Annotated in this window: 24 protein-coding genes; 6 read left to right on the forward strand and 18 right to left on the reverse strand. The window is 50.5% G+C overall.

Features of this window, described 5'->3' with window-relative positions; translation table 11 throughout:
- Positions 1–522 precede the first annotated feature (522 nt).
- Positions 523–1,077 carry a gamma carbonic anhydrase family protein gene (locus F153LOC_RS20650; RefSeq protein ID WP_102105793.1) on the forward strand — a complete coding sequence of 185 codons (555 nt, stop codon included), beginning with the start codon at positions 523–525 and terminating at the stop codon, positions 1,075–1,077.
- Here F153LOC_RS20650 and F153LOC_RS20655 read toward each other — a convergent pair.
- Genes F153LOC_RS20655 through dprA form a run of 6 tightly spaced genes read right to left on the reverse strand, consistent with a single transcriptional unit; the run spans position 1,053 to position 4,837 of the window.
- On the reverse strand, positions 1,053–1,301 hold the full coding sequence (locus F153LOC_RS20655) for a DUF1488 domain-containing protein (protein ID WP_102105791.1): 249 nt from the start codon (positions 1,299–1,301) through the stop codon (positions 1,053–1,055). The two genes, F153LOC_RS20650 and F153LOC_RS20655, sit on opposite strands and share 25 nt — an antisense overlap.
- Positions 1,298–2,116, reverse strand: a complete 819-nt coding sequence (aroE, locus tag F153LOC_RS20660; RefSeq protein WP_102105790.1) for a shikimate dehydrogenase — start codon at positions 2,114–2,116, stop codon at positions 1,298–1,300. Before aroE ends, F153LOC_RS20655 begins: the two co-directional genes overlap by 4 nt.
- Before the next feature lie 4 nt (positions 2,117–2,120).
- Positions 2,121–2,693: an L-threonylcarbamoyladenylate synthase type 1 TsaC gene (tsaC, locus tag F153LOC_RS20665; RefSeq protein WP_102105789.1), complete on the reverse strand. Its 573-nt coding sequence runs from the start codon at positions 2,691–2,693 to the stop codon at positions 2,121–2,123.
- A 4-nt stretch (positions 2,694–2,697) separates the two neighbouring features.
- Entirely contained in the window at positions 2,698–3,240 is a 543-nt protein-coding gene (locus F153LOC_RS20670; RefSeq protein WP_100778662.1) for a type I DNA topoisomerase, read from the reverse strand.
- A 27-nt stretch (positions 3,241–3,267) separates the two neighbouring features.
- Complete coding sequence (gene smg, locus F153LOC_RS20675; RefSeq protein ID WP_102105788.1) at positions 3,268–3,741, reverse strand: DUF494 family protein Smg; 474 nt, start codon at positions 3,739–3,741, stop codon at positions 3,268–3,270.
- Positions 3,713–4,837: a DNA-protecting protein DprA gene (dprA, locus tag F153LOC_RS20680; protein ID WP_102105792.1), complete on the reverse strand. Its 1,125-nt coding sequence runs from the start codon at positions 4,835–4,837 to the stop codon at positions 3,713–3,715. Before dprA ends, smg begins: the two co-directional genes overlap by 29 nt.
- 128 nt (positions 4,838–4,965) lie before the next feature.
- On the opposite strand from dprA, the gene def reads away from it, so the two are divergent.
- From def to mscL, 5 genes are all read left to right on the forward strand, one after another.
- Positions 4,966–5,475 carry a peptide deformylase gene (gene def, locus F153LOC_RS20685; RefSeq protein ID WP_102105787.1) on the forward strand — a complete coding sequence of 170 codons (510 nt, stop codon included), beginning with the start codon at positions 4,966–4,968 and terminating at the stop codon, positions 5,473–5,475.
- Positions 5,476–5,501: 26 nt separating this feature from the next.
- Positions 5,502–6,449 carry a methionyl-tRNA formyltransferase gene (gene fmt, locus F153LOC_RS20690; protein WP_102105786.1) on the forward strand — a complete coding sequence of 316 codons (948 nt, stop codon included), beginning with the start codon at positions 5,502–5,504 and terminating at the stop codon, positions 6,447–6,449.
- 52 nt (positions 6,450–6,501) lie between these two features.
- Positions 6,502–7,788, forward strand: coding sequence for a 16S rRNA (cytosine(967)-C(5))-methyltransferase RsmB (gene rsmB, locus F153LOC_RS20695; RefSeq protein WP_102105785.1), 1,287 nt, complete (start codon positions 6,502–6,504; stop codon positions 7,786–7,788).
- Positions 7,789–7,810: 22 nt separating this feature from the next.
- Positions 7,811–9,187 (forward strand): Trk system potassium transporter TrkA, encoded by a 1,377-nt coding sequence (gene trkA / locus F153LOC_RS20700; protein ID WP_100778657.1) that lies wholly within the window; start codon positions 7,811–7,813, stop codon positions 9,185–9,187.
- A 146-nt stretch (positions 9,188–9,333) separates the two neighbouring features.
- Positions 9,334–9,747 (forward strand): large-conductance mechanosensitive channel protein MscL, encoded by a 414-nt coding sequence (gene mscL, locus F153LOC_RS20705; RefSeq protein WP_102105784.1) that lies wholly within the window; start codon positions 9,334–9,336, stop codon positions 9,745–9,747.
- Here the strand turns inward: mscL and arfA are convergent, their stop codons facing one another.
- The 12 genes from arfA to rpmD all read right to left on the reverse strand — a co-directional run bounded on the left by arfA (position 9,748) and on the right by rpmD (position 16,033).
- Entirely contained in the window at positions 9,748–9,963 is a 216-nt protein-coding gene (gene arfA / locus F153LOC_RS20710; RefSeq protein WP_100778655.1) for an alternative ribosome-rescue factor ArfA, read from the reverse strand.
- 57 nt (positions 9,964–10,020) lie between these two features.
- Positions 10,021–10,446, reverse strand: coding sequence for a Zn(2+)-responsive transcriptional regulator (gene zntR, locus F153LOC_RS20715; protein WP_100778654.1), 426 nt, complete (start codon positions 10,444–10,446; stop codon positions 10,021–10,023).
- Positions 10,446–10,817 (reverse strand): DUF1992 domain-containing protein, encoded by a 372-nt coding sequence (locus F153LOC_RS20720; RefSeq protein ID WP_100778653.1) that lies wholly within the window; start codon positions 10,815–10,817, stop codon positions 10,446–10,448. Before F153LOC_RS20720 ends, zntR begins: the two co-directional genes overlap by 1 nt.
- 105 nt (positions 10,818–10,922) lie before the next feature.
- Complete coding sequence (rplQ, locus tag F153LOC_RS20725) at positions 10,923–11,309, reverse strand: 50S ribosomal protein L17 (RefSeq protein ID WP_001216372.1); 387 nt, start codon at positions 11,307–11,309, stop codon at positions 10,923–10,925.
- Between the two features lie 40 nt (positions 11,310–11,349).
- Positions 11,350–12,339 carry a DNA-directed RNA polymerase subunit alpha gene (gene rpoA / locus F153LOC_RS20730; protein ID WP_002919219.1) on the reverse strand — a complete coding sequence of 330 codons (990 nt, stop codon included), beginning with the start codon at positions 12,337–12,339 and terminating at the stop codon, positions 11,350–11,352.
- Positions 12,340–12,364: 25 nt separating this feature from the next.
- Positions 12,365–12,985, reverse strand: a complete 621-nt coding sequence (gene rpsD, locus F153LOC_RS20735; protein WP_100778652.1) for a 30S ribosomal protein S4 — start codon at positions 12,983–12,985, stop codon at positions 12,365–12,367.
- A 34-nt stretch (positions 12,986–13,019) separates the two neighbouring features.
- Positions 13,020–13,409, reverse strand: a complete 390-nt coding sequence (gene rpsK / locus F153LOC_RS20740) for a 30S ribosomal protein S11 (RefSeq protein ID WP_003031137.1) — start codon at positions 13,407–13,409, stop codon at positions 13,020–13,022.
- Between the two features lie 16 nt (positions 13,410–13,425).
- The gene (gene rpsM, locus F153LOC_RS20745; RefSeq protein ID WP_003031135.1) at positions 13,426–13,782 is read right to left on the reverse strand and encodes a 30S ribosomal protein S13; all 357 of its coding nucleotides are present in this window, start codon (positions 13,780–13,782) and stop codon (positions 13,426–13,428) included.
- 146 nt (positions 13,783–13,928) lie between these two features.
- A complete protein-coding gene (rpmJ, locus tag F153LOC_RS20750) occupies positions 13,929–14,045 on the reverse strand; it encodes a 50S ribosomal protein L36 (RefSeq protein ID WP_000868187.1) in 117 nt (38 codons plus the stop codon).
- A gap of 31 nt (positions 14,046–14,076) precedes the next feature.
- On the reverse strand, positions 14,077–15,408 hold the full coding sequence (gene secY / locus F153LOC_RS20755; protein WP_095283665.1) for a preprotein translocase subunit SecY: 1,332 nt from the start codon (positions 15,406–15,408) through the stop codon (positions 14,077–14,079).
- A 7-nt stretch (positions 15,409–15,415) separates the two neighbouring features.
- Positions 15,416–15,850: a 50S ribosomal protein L15 gene (rplO, locus tag F153LOC_RS20760; protein ID WP_100778651.1), complete on the reverse strand. Its 435-nt coding sequence runs from the start codon at positions 15,848–15,850 to the stop codon at positions 15,416–15,418.
- Between the two features lie 3 nt (positions 15,851–15,853).
- Positions 15,854–16,033 carry a 50S ribosomal protein L30 gene (gene rpmD, locus F153LOC_RS20765; RefSeq protein ID WP_003863301.1) on the reverse strand — a complete coding sequence of 60 codons (180 nt, stop codon included), beginning with the start codon at positions 16,031–16,033 and terminating at the stop codon, positions 15,854–15,856.
- Positions 16,034–16,037: the final 4 nt, after the last annotated feature.

Consider the following 16,037-nt stretch of genomic DNA (forward strand, 5'->3'; position numbering starts at 1 on the left):
GGCCTGCCGCCAGCGTTCAATCTGAGCCATGATCAAACTCTTCAATTTAAGTTTGATGCTCGTGAATTAAACTTCGTAATGAATTACGTATGTTCACTCAGAGACTTTGGTATTCATTTAGCGTCTTTCGACGTTTAGAATCCATGTCACTTTGAGTGCCCACACAGATTGTCTGATAAATTGTTAAAGAGCAGTGCAACGCGGCTTTCGCTCACCGTTGCGAGGTGGCGTATATTACGCTTTCCTCTTTCAGAGTCAACCCTGAATTTCAGGATTTTTTCTCTTCAACCGAACCGGCTGTTTGTGTGAAGTGATTCACATCTGCCGTGTCGATGGAGGCGCATTATAGGGATCCCAGTTTTTAGCACAAGCGTTTTTTAGATCTTTTTTCCTGACTGCTGCTTTTCCACGCTTTTCGATGAGATCCTGCCCGATCTGCTTAAAAATTGACGCATTTAACACCCCTCCATGCTGCATAATATGATCAAAATCTTCTGTATAAGCTCATCAGTCGAGGTTGATATGTCTGCAGTACTCCGTCCCTATAAAGATCTGTTCCCGAAAATGGGGGAACGCGTGATGATCGATCCCAGTAGCGTACTCATTGGCGATGTCAGGATGGATGATGATGTGAGCATCTGGCCACTAGTCGCGATCAGGGGTGATGTGAATTACGTGACGATCGGCGCGCGCACCAATATTCAGGACGGTAGCGTTTTACACGTTACCCACAAGTCGTCCTATAACCCAGAAGGTAATCCCCTCATTATTGGAGAAGAGGTCACAGTTGGCCATAAAGTGATGTTACACGGCTGCACTATTGGCAACCGGGTACTGGTGGGGATGGGATCTATTCTGCTGGATGGGGTAGTGGTAGAAGACGATGTGATGATAGGCGCCGGGAGTCTGGTCCCACAAAACAAACGCCTGGAAAGCGGCTATCTCTATTTAGGCAGCCCGGTAAAACAGGTCCGTCGGTTAAAAGAGACGGAAATCGAAGGGCTGAAATATTCGGCGAATAACTACGTCAAATGGAAAGACGACTACCTGGATCAGGAAAACCACACCCACCCTTGATCGTCTTCCTGCTCGTTGCGGATCATATCGCTGGCTTCTTCTTCAAGATCCCAGCGATAGCCCCTAAAGACCTCCAGCGGTATCGTCCCGCCAAAACGCCTTAGCAATAACTCGCCCGTAATAGCGCAGGTCATCTGCATACCGTTAACCAATACCGGAAAACAGACTGCCTGTTTGCTTTCGTCCCAGACTTCCCTGTCCGGAAAATGAATCGCCTGGTTCATGCCAGCAATTCCTGTTTCAGTTTTTCAATAACGGGTTCTACTGCGGGTAATACGCCGTGCCAGAGCAGAACAGCATGTGCCGCTTGCCCCACCAGCATGCCCAGACCGTCGGCCAGATGCTTCGCGCCGAGTTCTTCACACCAGCTCAGGAAAGGCGTTTTGCCCTTTTGATAGAACATGTCATAGACGTAAATATGAGGAGTGACTAATGAAGAAGGGAGCGCTGGTACATCGCCACCGATCCCGCTGGATGTCGCATTAATGATGAGATCAAATTCATGCTCACCCAGATCTTCCATTGCCACCACGTTCACGCTGCCCGTATGAGCAAAGAGCGTAGCCAGCTCTTTTGCCCGGGAGAACGTGCGGTTAGTGATCGTGACAGCACAATCCAAAGAAAGAAGTGGCAACAATACGCCGCGAGAGGCACCGCCCGCGCCAATCAGCAGAATACGAAAACCCTTCTTAATAAAAGAGAGTCTTTCGAGATCGCTTAATAAGCCAATACCATCGGTGTTGTCACCCAGCAGGCGTCCGTCCTCCAGTCGCTTGAGGGTATTCACCGCCCCGGCAAGGGAGGCGCGCTCGGTTAACTCATCCGCCCGGGCGAATGCCTCTTCTTTAAAGGGCACGGTGATGTTAGCCCCTTTGCCGCCCGCGTCAAAAAAAGCATTCAGCGTCGGTACAAAATCATCGACGGGCGCCAGAACGCGGCCATAGGGATGATCGATTTGCAGCTGTTCAGCAAATTGCTGATGAATGAACGGTGACTTGCTGTGAGCTATTGGATTACCAAAAACCGCGTACTTATCCATCCTATTACCCCTGGCGAAAGCGCTCGCCGGTTAACGCATCGCGAATTTCCGATGGATTCTGACGACCACCCGTTTCACCGATAACCACCGGGAAATCATCACCAAACTGGGCAAGCACTTCTTGCGATGTGCGGCAAGGTGGCAGCCCTGTCAGATTGGCACTGGTAGAAACCAGCGGCTTACCAAATGTCTGGCACAGCTCAACCACCAGCGGATGATCGGTAACACGCACTGCAAGGGAATCAAAGCGCCCCGTCAGCCAACGCGGCGTGGTCGGCAGCGCCGGGAAAACAAAAGTGACTGGACCAGGCCATGCCGCAGAAATAGTCTCTCGCTGCGCCTCGTTCAACATCGAATCATCAATGTAAGGCTTGAGTTGCTCAAAGTTTGCAGCAATCAGGATCAGTCCCTTTTCGACCGGTCTTTGCTTCAGTTCTAATAGACGCGTAACGGCCAATTCGCTGTCAGGATCGCATCCGACCCCAAATACAGCTTCCGTTGGATAGGCGATGACTTCTTCTTTTCTCAAGACTTCCAGCGCACGGGCAATGGAGTCCGATGTTAATTTATTCTTCACAGGTTTAATCCGCCGAGACCGGCTTTCCACATTGTTTACTGGCACAGAAGAGTTTTATGCCCTGTGCCGTTTTCTTCTCGATGAGTAGCGGATAATCGCAGTGAGGGCAAATCCCCGCTACCGGTTTGAAATTGATAACGAACTGGCATTCAGGATAGCGATCGCAGGAATGGAATGTTTTACCGAAACGGGAACGACGCTGAACCAGCTGTCCCTGTTGGCACTGGGGACAGGCAATCGCGGTCTCATCTGGTTTATCAATCTGCTCGGTATGGCTACATTCAGGGTAGTGGCTACAGCCGATAAACATACCGAAGCGCCCCTGACGTAATGCCAGAGCAGCACCACAGACCGGGCATAGCTGCCCCTCCAGAATTTTGACGATATGCCCGTCCGCCTGACTCTTCAGGGGACGGACATAATCACATTCTGGATAGTGTGAACAACCGAGAAACGGACCGTGTTTCCCGGACCGGATGACAAGATTAGCCCCACACTGTGGGCAGGGCTCGTTATTAGACACCGTAAACAGTGCTGATTTGGCCATAACAACTCTTGGAGCTACATAGATGAATTAATGCAGCATACCTTCATTCACTTCAAAGAGTAATTCTTCCATTTGCTGATAGGCATTTTCACAGCCCGGAATATTAAACAGAACCATCAGAATCACCCATTTGAGATCTTCCAGTTCAAATTCTGCCGTATCCAGCGCCATGACGCGCTCTATCACCATCTCTCGGGTTTCGAGGTTTAGCACCTGAATCTGTTCCAGGAATAAGATAAATCCCCGGCAACTGGCATCCAGCCTTTCACACTCCTCAGCCGTAAAAATACGTACAGACAGCGGATCAGAAGCGAGCTGCATGGGTTCGACAAGGCCTTCCTGATAATCAGCCAGCTTTTCTAACCACATTAAGGCGTTATAGATATCTTCCCGTTCAAATCCTGCATCGGTAAGATCCCGCGTCAGCCGATCCTGATCCACGCGCATTTCAGCTTCGTTATGGATGTAAGTCTCAAACAAATACATCAGTACGTCGAACATGGCTTGCCCTCCTCAATCGGACATAGCCGCCGGGTACAGCTGCGATCCATCCTGCTAACTCCAGTTCGAGTAGCTGTGCTACCGTCACAGGCACAGATTGGCCGGCACGTTCAGCGACAACGTCAACAGGTGTTACCTCATCTCCTACGTTAGCCAGGAGCTCAGGAAATGGCAATGCCACCTCCTCCTGATCTGATGAATAAAGTGATTTTTCAGGCTCATCTGGGATACAGGTTAGCCCATATTGCAAATTTTCCAGGATTTCCTCTGGGCTAGTCACAGGCGTCGCGCCTTGCTTGATGAGCCAATGCGGCCCCTCGCAACCGGGATTGCCAATGGGGCCGGGCAACGCAAAGACTTCTCGCCCCTGCTCCATGGCACATCGAGCGGTGACCAGCGATCCACTCCGCTGCGCCGCCTCAACAACCAGTACGCCATGACTCAGGCCGCTAATAATACGATTACGCCGGGGGAAATTAGCAGGCCACGGCGAAGTGGCGAGTGAAAACTCAGATATCACCGCGCCCTCAGCGTCAATAATGCTTTGTGCAAGAGAGACATGGCGAGGGGGATAAACACTGAACAGGCCATTGCCAAGAACGGCAATACTTTTCCCCTGAACCGAGAGCGCTGCCCGATGAGCAACACCATCAATTCCGCGCGCCAGTCCGCTGGTGATAGTGAATCCACATCTTGCCAGATGCTCACAGAAAATCTTGCCCCATCTCTCACCATACCAGGAAGGTGAACGGCTACCGACCACCGCCAGTTGAACGCTTTTCAGCGCATCAACATTGCCTTTAACGAATAAAGCGCCTGGGTAGTCAGACAGGGTTCGTAACCGCTGAGGATAGAGTGGGCTATCTGCGCAAATGAGATAATGCCCCGGAATTTCGAGCCATTTAAGCGAGCGTTCAAGGTCAGCTTCTTTCATGCTCATAAATTTACTGGCCTGCTTTTTCGTCAGGCCCGCCTCTGTCAGTACTGCTTCATCAATATTCTCTCGTCGCGTCAAACGTTGCGCAGCCATCAACATCGTATCGCCACACAAATCCCCAATGTTGATTAGACGTAACCATATCTCAGTGGAAGTCATCCTATTCCCTGCCATAAGCGGCTCCAGCAATCCTTGCGATTGGTCACCGATGCTGTCAATCAGAGGGGGATTTGTCTAGAATAGAGGTAATAATCTTTTCAACTCCTGAACAACGGCTCTGGAAATTTATGGCAGTTTTGCAAGTGTTACATATCCCGGACGAGCGCCTTCGCATTGTTGCTGAACCGGTAAAAGAAGTGAATGCAGAAATTCAACGTATCGTCGATGATATGTTCGATACGATGTACGCTGAAGAAGGCATCGGTCTCGCGGCGACCCAGGTGAATATCCACAAACGTATTATCGTGATTGATGTTTCAGAGAATCGCGAAGATCGTCTGGTGTTGATCAACCCGGAAATGCTCGAGAAGAGCGGCGAAACTGGAATCGAAGAAGGCTGTTTGTCCATTCCTGAACAGCGTGCGCTGGTGCCTCGCGCCGAGAAAGTGAAAATCCGCGCGCTTGATCGTGACGGCAACCCATTTGAACTGGAAGCAGACGATCTTCTGGCAATCTGTATTCAGCACGAGATGGATCATCTGGTCGGTAAACTGTTTATCGATTACCTCTCTCCACTGAAGCAGCAGCGTATTCGTCAGAAAGTCGAGAAACTGGATCGTATGCGCACTCGCGCATAACGTGCCCCCCGGATACAAGGAATAACGTGTCTAAAAAGTTACGCATTATCTTCGCGGGAACCCCGGACTTTGCAGCGCGTCACCTGGACGCGCTGTTATCATCGGGTCACCAGGTTGTCGGTGTGTTCACTCAACCGGATCGTCCTGCAGGCCGTGGTAAGAAACTGATGCCAAGCCCGGTTAAAGTACTGGCCGAAGAGCATGGCTTGCCCGTTTTCCAGCCTGTATCTTTACGTCCTCAGGAAAATCAGCAGCTTGTCTCAGAACTGAATGCCGATGTCATGGTTGTCGTGGCCTACGGATTAATTCTGCCAAAAGCGGTTCTGGATATGCCGCGTCTGGGCTGCATCAATGTGCATGGTTCTCTTCTCCCACGCTGGCGCGGGGCCGCACCTATTCAGCGTTCGCTCTGGGCGGGAGATAACGAAACCGGCGTCACCATCATGCAGATGGACGTAGGATTGGATACGGGTGATATGCTGTACAAACTGGCATGCCCTATCACTCCAGAAGATACCAGTGCAACGCTGTACGACAAGCTGGCTGATCTCGGTCCACAGGGGCTTATTGAGACGTTGCAGCAACTGGCCGATGGCAAAACCCAGCCTGAAGTTCAGGATGAATCACTTGTCACCTATGCTGAAAAGCTCAGTAAAGAAGAGGCGCAGCTCGACTGGTCACTTTCTGCTGCCCAACTTGAACGTTGCATCCGCGCATTTAACCCGTGGCCGATGAGCTGGCTGACCATCGACGAGCAGCCAGTGAAAATCTGGAAAGCATCGGTCATTGATGGCGACTCCCGCGCGGAACCTGGCACAATCATTGATGCAAATAAACAGGGTATTCAGGTTGCAACGGCCGAAGGGATCCTGAATCTGGAGTCGCTCCAGCCCGCCGGTAAAAAAGCAATGAGCGCACAGGACCTGCTGAATTCCCGTCGTGAGTGGTTTACGCCGGGTAAACATCTCGGCTAAACACATTTAATCCAAAAGCCCGGAGTTTCCGGGCATTTTTATTTTTGCGGTTATGAAAAAACTAAATCTTCGCAGCATGGCTGCACAGGCCATTGAGAAAGTGGTCGAACAAGGTCAATCGCTGAGCAATATCTTGCCGCCGCTTCAGCAGAAAGTGTCTGATAAAGACAAAGCTCTTCTCCAGGAACTGTGCTTTGGCGTACTGCGTACGCTCTCGCAGCAGGAGTGGCTAATTAACAAGCTGATGTCCCGACCAATGACGGGTAAACAGCGCACTATCCACTATTTGATTATGGTCGGATTCTACCAACTGCTTCATACACGCATTCCCCCTCACGCCGCTCTGGCAGAAACCGTTGAAGGCGCCGTGGCGATTAAGCGTCCGCAGTTGAAGGGGCTGATCAACGGCGTATTGCGCCAGTTCCAGCGTCAGCAGGAAGAACTGGTGGCAGAGTTCAACCAGTCCGAACAGCGTTTTCTGCATCCGGAATGGCTGCTTAAGCGCCTGAAAAAAGCCTATCCGCAGCAATGGGAATCCATCGTTGACGCCAACAATCAACGCCCGCCAATGTGGCTACGAGTGAACCGCATCCACCATACTCGCGATGAATGGTTGGCTCTGCTTGAACACGCTGAAATGAGCGGTTTTACGCATGACGCCTACCCCGATGCAGTGCGTCTGGCATCCCCTGCCCCTGTGCAGGCATTGCCTGGTTTTGACCAGGGTTGGGTTACCGTTCAAGACGCCTCCGCCCAAGGGTGTATCACCTGGCTTGCGCCACAAAACGGCGAACGTATTCTCGATCTGTGCGCCGCTCCAGGTGGTAAAACGACGCATATTCTTGAAGCTGCGCCACAGGCTAAAGTACTGGCTGTCGACGTGGACGAGCAGCGACTCTCCCGTGTATATGACAACCTGAAACGCCTGGGTTTGAAAGCGGAAGTCAAGCAAGGTGACGGACGTACCCCTTCCCAGTGGTGCGGCGACGAACAGTTTGATCGTATCCTGCTGGACGCCCCTTGCTCGGCAACTGGTGTGATTCGTCGTCATCCTGATATCAAATGGCTGCGCCGGGATCGCGATATCAATGAGCTGGCACAGCTGCAAAGCAAAATTCTTGATGCCGTCTGGTCGCATCTGAAGTCTGGCGGAACGTTGGTTTATGCAACATGCTCCGTTCTTCCGGAAGAAAACGCCCAGCAGATTGCCGCATTCCTGAAACGTACTCCTGATGCTGCGTTACACATGACGGGCACAGCCGATGTTCCGGGAATCCAAAACCTGCCGGGAGCGGAAGAAGGTGATGGCTTCTTTTACGCTAAGCTAATCAAAGCGTGATGTTGAAAACGGGTCGCAAGTTATGAAGATAATCATTCTGGGCGCAGGACAGGTAGGCGGCACGCTGGCTGAAAACCTGGTGGGCGAAAATAACGACATCACGATCGTCGACACCAATGGCGATCGGCTGCGGGGATTGCAGGATAAATTCGATCTACGCGTAGTGCAGGGGCACGGTTCGCATCCGCGCGTGCTTCGCGAAGCGGGCGCTGACGATGCGGACATGCTGGTCGCGGTGACCAGTTCAGATGAAACAAATATGGTCGCCTGCCAGGTCGCCTATTCGTTATTCAACACCCCGAACCGAATTGCACGTATTCGCTCACCGGATTACGTCCGAGATGCAGAAAAGCTCTTCAATTCTGAAGCGGTGCCGATTGATCATCTTATCGCCCCAGAACAACTGGTTATCGACAGTATTTACCGTTTGATTGAATATCCTGGCGCCCTGCAGGTTGTGAACTTTGCCGAGGGGAAAGTCAGCCTGGCGGTTGTGAAGGCTTACTACGGCGGCCCGCTGATTGGTAATGCACTCTCCACCATGCGCGAGCATATGCCCCATATTGATACGCGTGTGGCGGCGATATTCCGTCATGACCGTCCCATTCGCCCACAAGGCTCCACCATTGTCGAAGCCGGAGATGAAGTGTTCTTCATTGCTGCCTCGCAGCATATCCGCGCCGTAATGAGTGAACTCCAGCGTCTGGAAAAACCCTATAAGCGCATCATGTTGGTAGGCGGCGGGAATATTGGTGCTGGTCTGGCGCACCGGCTTGAAAAAGATTACAGCGTGAAGTTGATCGAGCGCGATCAACAGCGCGCTGCAGAGCTGGCAGAAAAACTACAGAATACGATCGTGTTTTATGGCGACGCATCGGATCAGGAATTGCTGGCGGAAGAACATATTGATCAAGTTGATCTGTTCATCGCCGTCACCAATGACGATGAGGCCAATATCATGTCGGCCATGCTGGCAAAACGCATGGGTGCCAAAAAAGTCATGGTGCTCATTCAGCGCCGGGCCTATGTCGATTTGGTACAAGGCAGCGTCATTGATATTGCCATCTCGCCACAGCAGGCAACCATTTCAGCGCTGTTAAGCCATGTCCGTAAAGCGGATATTGTCGGCGTTTCCTCCCTCCGTCGTGGCGTTGCCGAGGCAATTGAAGCCGTCGCTCACGGAGATGAAACCACCTCTCGCGTTGTTGGCCGAGCCATTGACGAAATTAAACTACCGCCAGGCACAATAATCGGTGCCGTGGTGCGCGGGAATGATGTCATGATCGCTAATGATAATTTGCGCATCGAACAGGGCGATCACGTCATTATGTTCCTGACAGATAAAAAGTTTATTACCGACGTCGAACGCCTGTTCCAGCCAAGTCCATTCTTCCTGTAATGGTGAAAGGCGCTCATTCGGGCGCCTTTTTTTATTAACCCTCTATTTTATAATGGTTAATTTTTCATAACGAATATTTATCCTCAATGGAAATTGGCTAATGATTTGTTAAACTTAGGATCGTTAGCTGGCTCAAGGAGAATAAAATGAGTGTTATTAAAGAATTTCGCGAATTTGCGATGCGCGGGAATGTAGTAGATTTGGCAGTGGGTGTGATTATTGGTGCAGCATTCGGCAAGATTGTTTCATCTCTGGTTGCCGATATCATTATGCCACCGTTAGGGCTGTTAATTGGTGGTGTCGATTTCAAACAATTTGCTTTCACTCTCAGAGATGCACAAGGCGATATCCCTGCAGTCGTGATGCACTATGGCGTATTTATTCAGAATATTTTCGACTTTTTGATTGTTGCCTTCGCAATCTTTATGGCGATTAAGCTGATTAATAAATTGAACCGTAAAAAAGAAGAACCGGCAGCTGCACCACCGGCACCGACAAAAGAAGAAGTTTTACTGACTGAAATTCGCGATCTATTGAAAGAGCAGAACAGTCGCTCGTAATCAGGCGCATAAAGCCAGAAGGCCAGTGGTAAAAAAGTGAATCACTTTCTTGCCACTGGCCTCCCAGTTACCCCGTTTGCCATGTTTTCCTTTACGCAGATAACTTCCCTTCCCTTTTTTATTCTTTTCGACCCGCTGGCGAAACAGTGGATCATGTAACAAAGCCTCAATGGCATTATCCTGAATTTGCCCCTTCGTATGCTGATAGCGGCTCATAATATCTCCAGATTGTAAGTAAAATCGGCGCGAGTGTAGATCCACTCATTTTAAAAATCAACAGCCACGCGGTATGCCACTGGCACCTTGTTCGAGTGTTTCGAGTATTGAACAGTAGAGACTGCTATGTGCCGTACCGCAACACGCATCATTAAGACGCTGCAGTGAACGCTGCATGGTTTGTAGCTCTTCAATTCTCGCTTCCACCTCCGTTAACCTGGCCTGAACGATGCTTTTCGATTCCTGACAGGTGTGGTGTTCAGGATCGATGCGGATCGAAAGCAGTTCTCTGATCGATTCCAGCGTAAAACCGAGCTGTCGCGCATAGCGGATGAACTTGAGTCGCTGAAGATCCTTTTCAGTGTAAAGCCGAAAACCACCTTCAGTGCGAACCTCATGTTCCATCATCTGCTGCTTTTCATAGTAGCGGATAGTGTCTGGCGTAACGTCTGCGAGCTTCGCAAGTTCACCAATGCGATACATTAGCAATCTCCTTTGATTGTTTTAAACAAACGATCCGAATATTGACCATGCAGGAAATCGGTATTCACTCCGGCTTGCTGCAATTTAAGCTCAACAAGCGCCAACCGTCGACGGATTTCCTGAGCTTCAGGATCGCCAGGTTCAATGCCTTTAAGCAAATCAGCCAGAGCCAACGCATCCTTACGATTTTCGAGCTCTGGAGGAAGGCAACCGGCATTTTTTAACAGTCGATAGCCCGACCGTAATTCAGCGGGAACCAGGGTATCATCATCAAGTGTAAGCGGTTGGCCAGCGCCTGGAAGATCGCGAAACTCGCCTTTACGTTGGGCATCCAGGATATGACGTTCTGCCCATTGATCAAGCAGCCACATCGTAAAACTCCGAAGTATAAGAGTGGATTCAGACAGTGTAGAGAAAGGATGATTCAGGGGATATAAAAAAACCCGCCGAAGCGGGTTCTTTTACGTTACTACAGATTACTCTGCAGCAGCTTCTGCTTTCGATTCAGAACGATCAACCAGCTCGATGTATGCCATCGGAGCGTTGTCGCCTGCACGGAAGCCACACTTCAGAATACGAGTGTAACCACCGGCACGGCTCGCGAAACGCGGGCCCAGTTCGTTAAACAGTTTTGCCACGATCTCGTTATCACGAGTACGGGCGAATGCCAGACGACGATTAGCAACGCTGTCAGTCTTGGCAAGAGTAATCAGCGGCTCAACTACGCGACGCAGCTCTTTCGCTTTAGGCAGGGTCGTCTTGATGATCTCATGACGAACCAGTGAACCTGCCATGTTGCGGAACATAGCCTGGCGATGGCTGCTGTTACGGTTCAGTTGACGACCACTCTTACGATGGCGCATGACCTTATCCTTCTCAGTAAAACCTTAACCTGTGATCCGGTTACTCGTCAGCAATGCTTGCTGGTGGCCAGTTTTCCAGGCGCATACCCAGAGACAGACCACGTGAAGCCAGCACGTCTTTTATCTCAGTAAGAGATTTTTTACCCAGGTTAGGCGTTTTCAGCAACTCAACCTCGGTACGCTGTACCAGATCACCGATATAGTGGATAGCTTCTGCCTTGAGGCAGTTAGCAGAGCGGACAGTCAATTCCAGATCGTCAACAGGGCGCAGCAGGATCGGATCGAACTCTGGTTTCTCTTCTTTAACTTCCGGCTGACGAACATCACGTAAGTCAACGAAAGCTTCAAGTTGTTCTGCCAGAATGGTTGCCGCACGACGAATCGCCTCTTCAGGATCGATTGTGCCGTTGGTTTCCATTTCGATGACCAGCTTGTCCAGGTCGGTACGCTGTTCTACACGCGCTGCTTCAACATTGTAGGCAATACGCTCTACAGGGCTGTAACATGCGTCGACCAGCAGACGGCCGATTGGGCGCTCATCTTCTTCCGAATGAATTCGGGCAGAAGCCGGCACATAACCACGACCGCGCTGAACTTTGATACGCATGCTAATAGCTGCGTTCTCATCGGTCAGGTGGCAGATCACGTGCTGCGGCTTGACGATTTCGACATCACCATCATGGGTAATGTCGGCTGCAGTCACAGGGCCAATGCCAGATTTATTCAGAGTAAGAATAACTTCATCTTTCCCCTGAACTCTCACCGCCAGCCCTTTCAGGTTGAGCAGGATTTCAAGGATATCTTCCTGAACGCCTTCTTTGGTGCTGTACTCATGAAGTACACCATCAATCTCAACTTCGGTCACCGCGCAACCCGGCATCGATGAGAGCAGAATACGGCGCAGTGCGTTACCCAGAGTATGGCCAAAGCCACGCTCTAAAGGCTCAAGGGTCACCTTGGCGTGCGTCGAACTCACTTGCTCGATATCTACCAGGCGCGGTTTTAGAAACTCTGTCACAGAACCCTGCATTGTGTCCTCTCTTTGGTACTAAGCTTTACTTGGAGTAAAGCTCGACGATCAGGTGTTCGTTAATGTCCGCAGACAGATCAGAACGTTCTGGCTGACGCTTGAACGTGCCTTCCATCTTGCCAGCATCAACTTCCAGCCAGGTTGGCTTTTCACGCTGCTCAGCCAGCTCCAGAGCGGCTTTCACGCGAGATTGCGTTTTCGCTTTCTCACGAATGCTAACAACGTCGTTCGCTTTAACCTGATAAGAAGCGATGTTAACAACACGACCGTTTACCATGATTGCTTTATGGCTAACCAGTTGGCGTGATTCAGCACGAGTAGCGCCGAAGCCCATACGGTAAACAACGTTGTCCAGACGACCTTCCAGCAGAGCCAACAGGTTTTCACCGGTGTTGCCTTTCAGACGTGCTGCTTCTTTATAGTAGTTACGGAACTGACGCTCCAGCACACCGTAGGTACGGCGAACTTTTTGCTTTTCACGCAACTGCACACCATAGTCAGACAGACGCGGTTTACGCGCACCGTGCTGGCCAGGAGCTTGTTCAATTTTACACTTGGTATCGATCGCGCGAACGCCAGACTTAAGGAATAAGTCGGTGCCCTCACGACGGCTCAGCTTGAGCTTAGGACCCAAATATCTTGCCATTTTCTATCTCCAACAATCCTAGAAAACGTAAGCGTTATACGCGACGTTTTTTCGGCGGACGACAACCGTTATGAGGGATCGGAGTCACATCAGTAATATTAGTGATGCGGAAACCAGCGGCGTTCAGAGCACGAACAGTTGATTCGCGACCCGGACCCGGACCTTTAACCATAACTTCCAGATTCTTGATGCCGTATTCTTTTACGGCTTCTGCACAACGCTCTGCTGCAACCTGGGCTGCGAACGGAGTAGATTTGCGAGAACCACGGAAACCGGAACCACCGGCTGTTGCCCAACCCAATGCGTTACCCTGACGATCAGTAATAGTAACGATGGTGTTGTTAAAAGAAGCATGGATATGAGCCACGCCGTCAGAGACTTGTTTTCTTACACGTTTACGTGCACGAATTGGTGCCTTTGCCATTATTCAATCACCCCGATTATTTCTTGATCGGTTTGCGCGGACCCTTACGGGTACGTGCGTTGGTCTTGGTGCGCTGACCGCGAACCGGGAGACCACGACGATGACGCAAACCGCGATAGCAACCAAGGTCCATAAGGCGCTTGATGCTCATGCTAACTTCACGGCGCAGATCACCTTCAACGACAAATTTGGCAACTTCGTCACGCAGCGTGTCGATTTGTTCTTCAGACAGCTCACTGATCTTAACATCTTCAGCGATACCCGCTGCAGCCAGAATGGCTTTGGAACGGGTCTTGCCGACGCCATAGATCGAAGTTAATGCGATCACAGCATGTTTCTGATCAGGAATGTTAATGCCTGCTATACGGGCCACTATGCACTCCTACTATTTAATATGTACGCACCATGCTGAAAAGCCCGTTTTCAGGATACTCAAATGGAAACGTACAGACATACAAAAGATTGGCTGGCTAATCTAGCCAGCTCAACCCAACTTTGCAAGAAAAAAATGCGAAATAATCAGCCTTGACGCTGTTTATGTTTCGGCTCGGCACTGCAAATCACGCGGATGACGCCATCACGCTTAACGATTTTGCAGTTACGGCATAATTTCTTGACGGAAGCACGAACTTTCATTTTTACTCTCCGTAACTTCTCGGGCGACCAATTAACGGCCGTAGCCTTTCAGGTTCGCCTTCTTCAAGGCAGACTCATACTGACTGGACATCATCAGAGTTTGCACTTGAGCCATAAAGTCCATAATCACGACAACAACAATAAGCAGTGAGGTCCCACCGAAGTAGAACGGTACTTTCATTGCATCACGCATGAACTCCGGGATCAGGCAGATAAAAGTAATGTACAACGCGCCAATCAAAGTCAGACGAGTCATTACTTTATCGATATACTTCGCCGTTTGCTCTCCCGGACGAATTCCTGGTACAAATGCACCGGACTTCTTCAGGTTATCTGCTGTTTCACGCGGGTTGAAGACCAACGCCGTGTAGAAGAAACAGAAGAATATGATTGCAGACGCATAGAGTAACACATAAAGCGGTTGCCCAGGCTGCAAATACAGCGAAATTGTTGTCAGCCAGTTCCAACCGGTTCCGCCCCCGAACCATGACGCGATGGTTGCTGGGAACAGAATGATACTGGAAGCGAAGATCGCTGGGATAACCCCGGCCATATTCACTTTCAGCGGTAAATGTGTGCTCTGTGCAGCATAGACACGACGACCCTGCTGACGTTTCGCGTAGTTCACCACAATGCGGCGTTGACCACGTTCAACGAAGACAACAAAGAACGTCACTGCAAATACTAATACTGCAACCAATAGCAACAGGAGGAAGTGCAGGTCGCCTTGACGCGCTTGCTCGATCGTATGGGCAATGGCTGGCGGGAGTCCCGCAACGATACCGGCGAAGATAATGATTGAGATACCGTTACCGATACCTCGCTCAGTAATCTGTTCGCCGAGCCACATCAGGAACATAGTCCCTGTGACCAGACTTACAACAGCGGTGAAATAGAATGCAAAGCCCGGGTTAATAACCAGGCCCTGCATACCAGGCATATTCGGTAAACCGGTAGCAATACCGATCGACTGGAATATTGCCAGCACCAGAGTGCCGTAACGGGTGTACTGGCTGATCTTACGACGACCAGACTCCCCTTCTTTCTTCAGCTCTGCCAAGGCCGGATGAACGACCGTCAGCAGCTGGATAATAATAGATGCCGAAATATACGGCATGATACCCAGTGCAAAGATAGAAGCACGGCTGAGAGCACCACCAGAGAACATGTTAAACATCTCAATGATGGTGCCTCGCTGTTGCTCAAGCAGTTTGGCAAGTACAGCGGCATCGATACCAGGGATCGGAATAAAAGAGCCAATACGGAAAACGATCAGCGCACCAACTACAAACAAAAGTCTGCGTTTCAGTTCGCCAAATCCACCCTTGGCACTTTGAAAATCTAATCCCGGTTGCTTAGCCATCTGCTACTTATTCCTCAATTTTACCGCCAGCAGCTTCGATAGCAGCACGAGCGCCTTTAGAAACACGCAGGCCACGAACAGTTACCGGAGTAGTTACTTCACCAGCCAGGATCACTTTCGCGAACTCGATCTGGATACCGATAATGTTTGCTGCTTTCAGCGTGTTCAGGTCTACAACGCCGCCTTCAACTTTCGCCAGGTCAGACAGACGGATTTCCGCTGTAATCGCTGATTTGCGAGAGGTGAAACCGAATTTCGGCAGACGACGGTACAGTGGCATCTGGCCACCCTCGAAACCGCGACGTACGCCACCGCCAGAACGAGAGTTCTGACCTTTGTGACCACGACCACCGGTTTTACCGAGGCCAGAACCGATACCACGACCAAGGCGTTTACCCGCCTTTTTAGAGCCTTCGGCTGGAGACAGAGTATTTAAACGCATCTCTTACTCCTCAACTTTAACCATGAAGTAAACCGCGTTGACCATACCACGTACAGCGGGAGTATCCTCACGCTCAACGGTATGACCAATACGACGCAGACCCAGGCCAAGCAGCGTTGCCTTGTGTTTCGGCAGACGACCGATTGCACTGCGGGTTTGAGTGATTTTAATAGTCTTTGCCATGGTC

It is taken from the genome of Lelliottia sp. F153, assembly GCF_002870005.1.
Lineage (GTDB): Bacteria > Pseudomonadota > Gammaproteobacteria > Enterobacterales > Enterobacteriaceae > Enterobacter > Enterobacter nimipressuralis.

Excerpts from the sequence above, each read along its gene's own strand:
- mscL (WP_102105784.1), top strand. The coding sequence starts at position 9,334 with ATGAGTGTTATTAAAGAATTTCGCGAATTTGCGATGCGCGGGAATGTA.
- aroE (WP_102105790.1), bottom strand. The coding sequence starts at position 2,116 with ATGGATAAGTACGCGGTTTTTGGTAATCCAATAGCTCACAGCAAGTCA.
- zntR (WP_100778654.1), bottom strand. The coding sequence starts at position 10,446 with ATGTATCGCATTGGTGAACTTGCGAAGCTCGCAGACGTTACGCCAGAC.
- rpsK (WP_003031137.1), bottom strand. The coding sequence starts at position 13,409 with ATGGCAAAGGCACCAATTCGTGCACGTAAACGTGTAAGAAAACAAGTC.
- rpoA (WP_002919219.1), bottom strand. The coding sequence starts at position 12,339 with ATGCAGGGTTCTGTGACAGAGTTTCTAAAACCGCGCCTGGTAGATATC.
- rplO (WP_100778651.1), bottom strand. The coding sequence starts at position 15,850 with ATGCGTTTAAATACTCTGTCTCCAGCCGAAGGCTCTAAAAAGGCGGGT.
- rplQ (WP_001216372.1), bottom strand. The coding sequence starts at position 11,309 with ATGCGCCATCGTAAGAGTGGTCGTCAACTGAACCGTAACAGCAGCCAT.
- rpmD (WP_003863301.1), bottom strand. The coding sequence starts at position 16,033 with ATGGCAAAGACTATTAAAATCACTCAAACCCGCAGTGCAATCGGTCGT.
- rpmJ (WP_000868187.1), bottom strand. The coding sequence starts at position 14,045 with ATGAAAGTTCGTGCTTCCGTCAAGAAATTATGCCGTAACTGCAAAATC.
- F153LOC_RS20650 (WP_102105793.1), top strand. The coding sequence starts at position 523 with ATGTCTGCAGTACTCCGTCCCTATAAAGATCTGTTCCCGAAAATGGGG.
- rpsD (WP_100778652.1), bottom strand. The coding sequence starts at position 12,985 with ATGGCAAGATATTTGGGTCCTAAGCTCAAGCTGAGCCGTCGTGAGGGC.
- arfA (WP_100778655.1), bottom strand. The coding sequence starts at position 9,963 with ATGAGCCGCTATCAGCATACGAAGGGGCAAATTCAGGATAATGCCATT.
- F153LOC_RS20720 (WP_100778653.1), bottom strand. The coding sequence starts at position 10,817 with ATGTGGCTGCTTGATCAATGGGCAGAACGTCATATCCTGGATGCCCAA.
- def (WP_102105787.1), top strand. The coding sequence starts at position 4,966 with ATGGCAGTTTTGCAAGTGTTACATATCCCGGACGAGCGCCTTCGCATT.
- secY (WP_095283665.1), bottom strand. The coding sequence starts at position 15,408 with ATGGCTAAGCAACCGGGATTAGATTTTCAAAGTGCCAAGGGTGGATTT.
- dprA (WP_102105792.1), bottom strand. The coding sequence starts at position 4,837 with ATGACTTCCACTGAGATATGGTTACGTCTAATCAACATTGGGGATTTG.
- rsmB (WP_102105785.1), top strand. The coding sequence starts at position 6,502 with ATGAAAAAACTAAATCTTCGCAGCATGGCTGCACAGGCCATTGAGAAA.
- F153LOC_RS20655 (WP_102105791.1), bottom strand. The coding sequence starts at position 1,301 with ATGAACCAGGCGATTCATTTTCCGGACAGGGAAGTCTGGGACGAAAGC.
- trkA (WP_100778657.1), top strand. The coding sequence starts at position 7,811 with ATGAAGATAATCATTCTGGGCGCAGGACAGGTAGGCGGCACGCTGGCT.
- F153LOC_RS20670 (WP_100778662.1), bottom strand. The coding sequence starts at position 3,240 with ATGGCCAAATCAGCACTGTTTACGGTGTCTAATAACGAGCCCTGCCCA.
- smg (WP_102105788.1), bottom strand. The coding sequence starts at position 3,741 with ATGTTCGACGTACTGATGTATTTGTTTGAGACTTACATCCATAACGAA.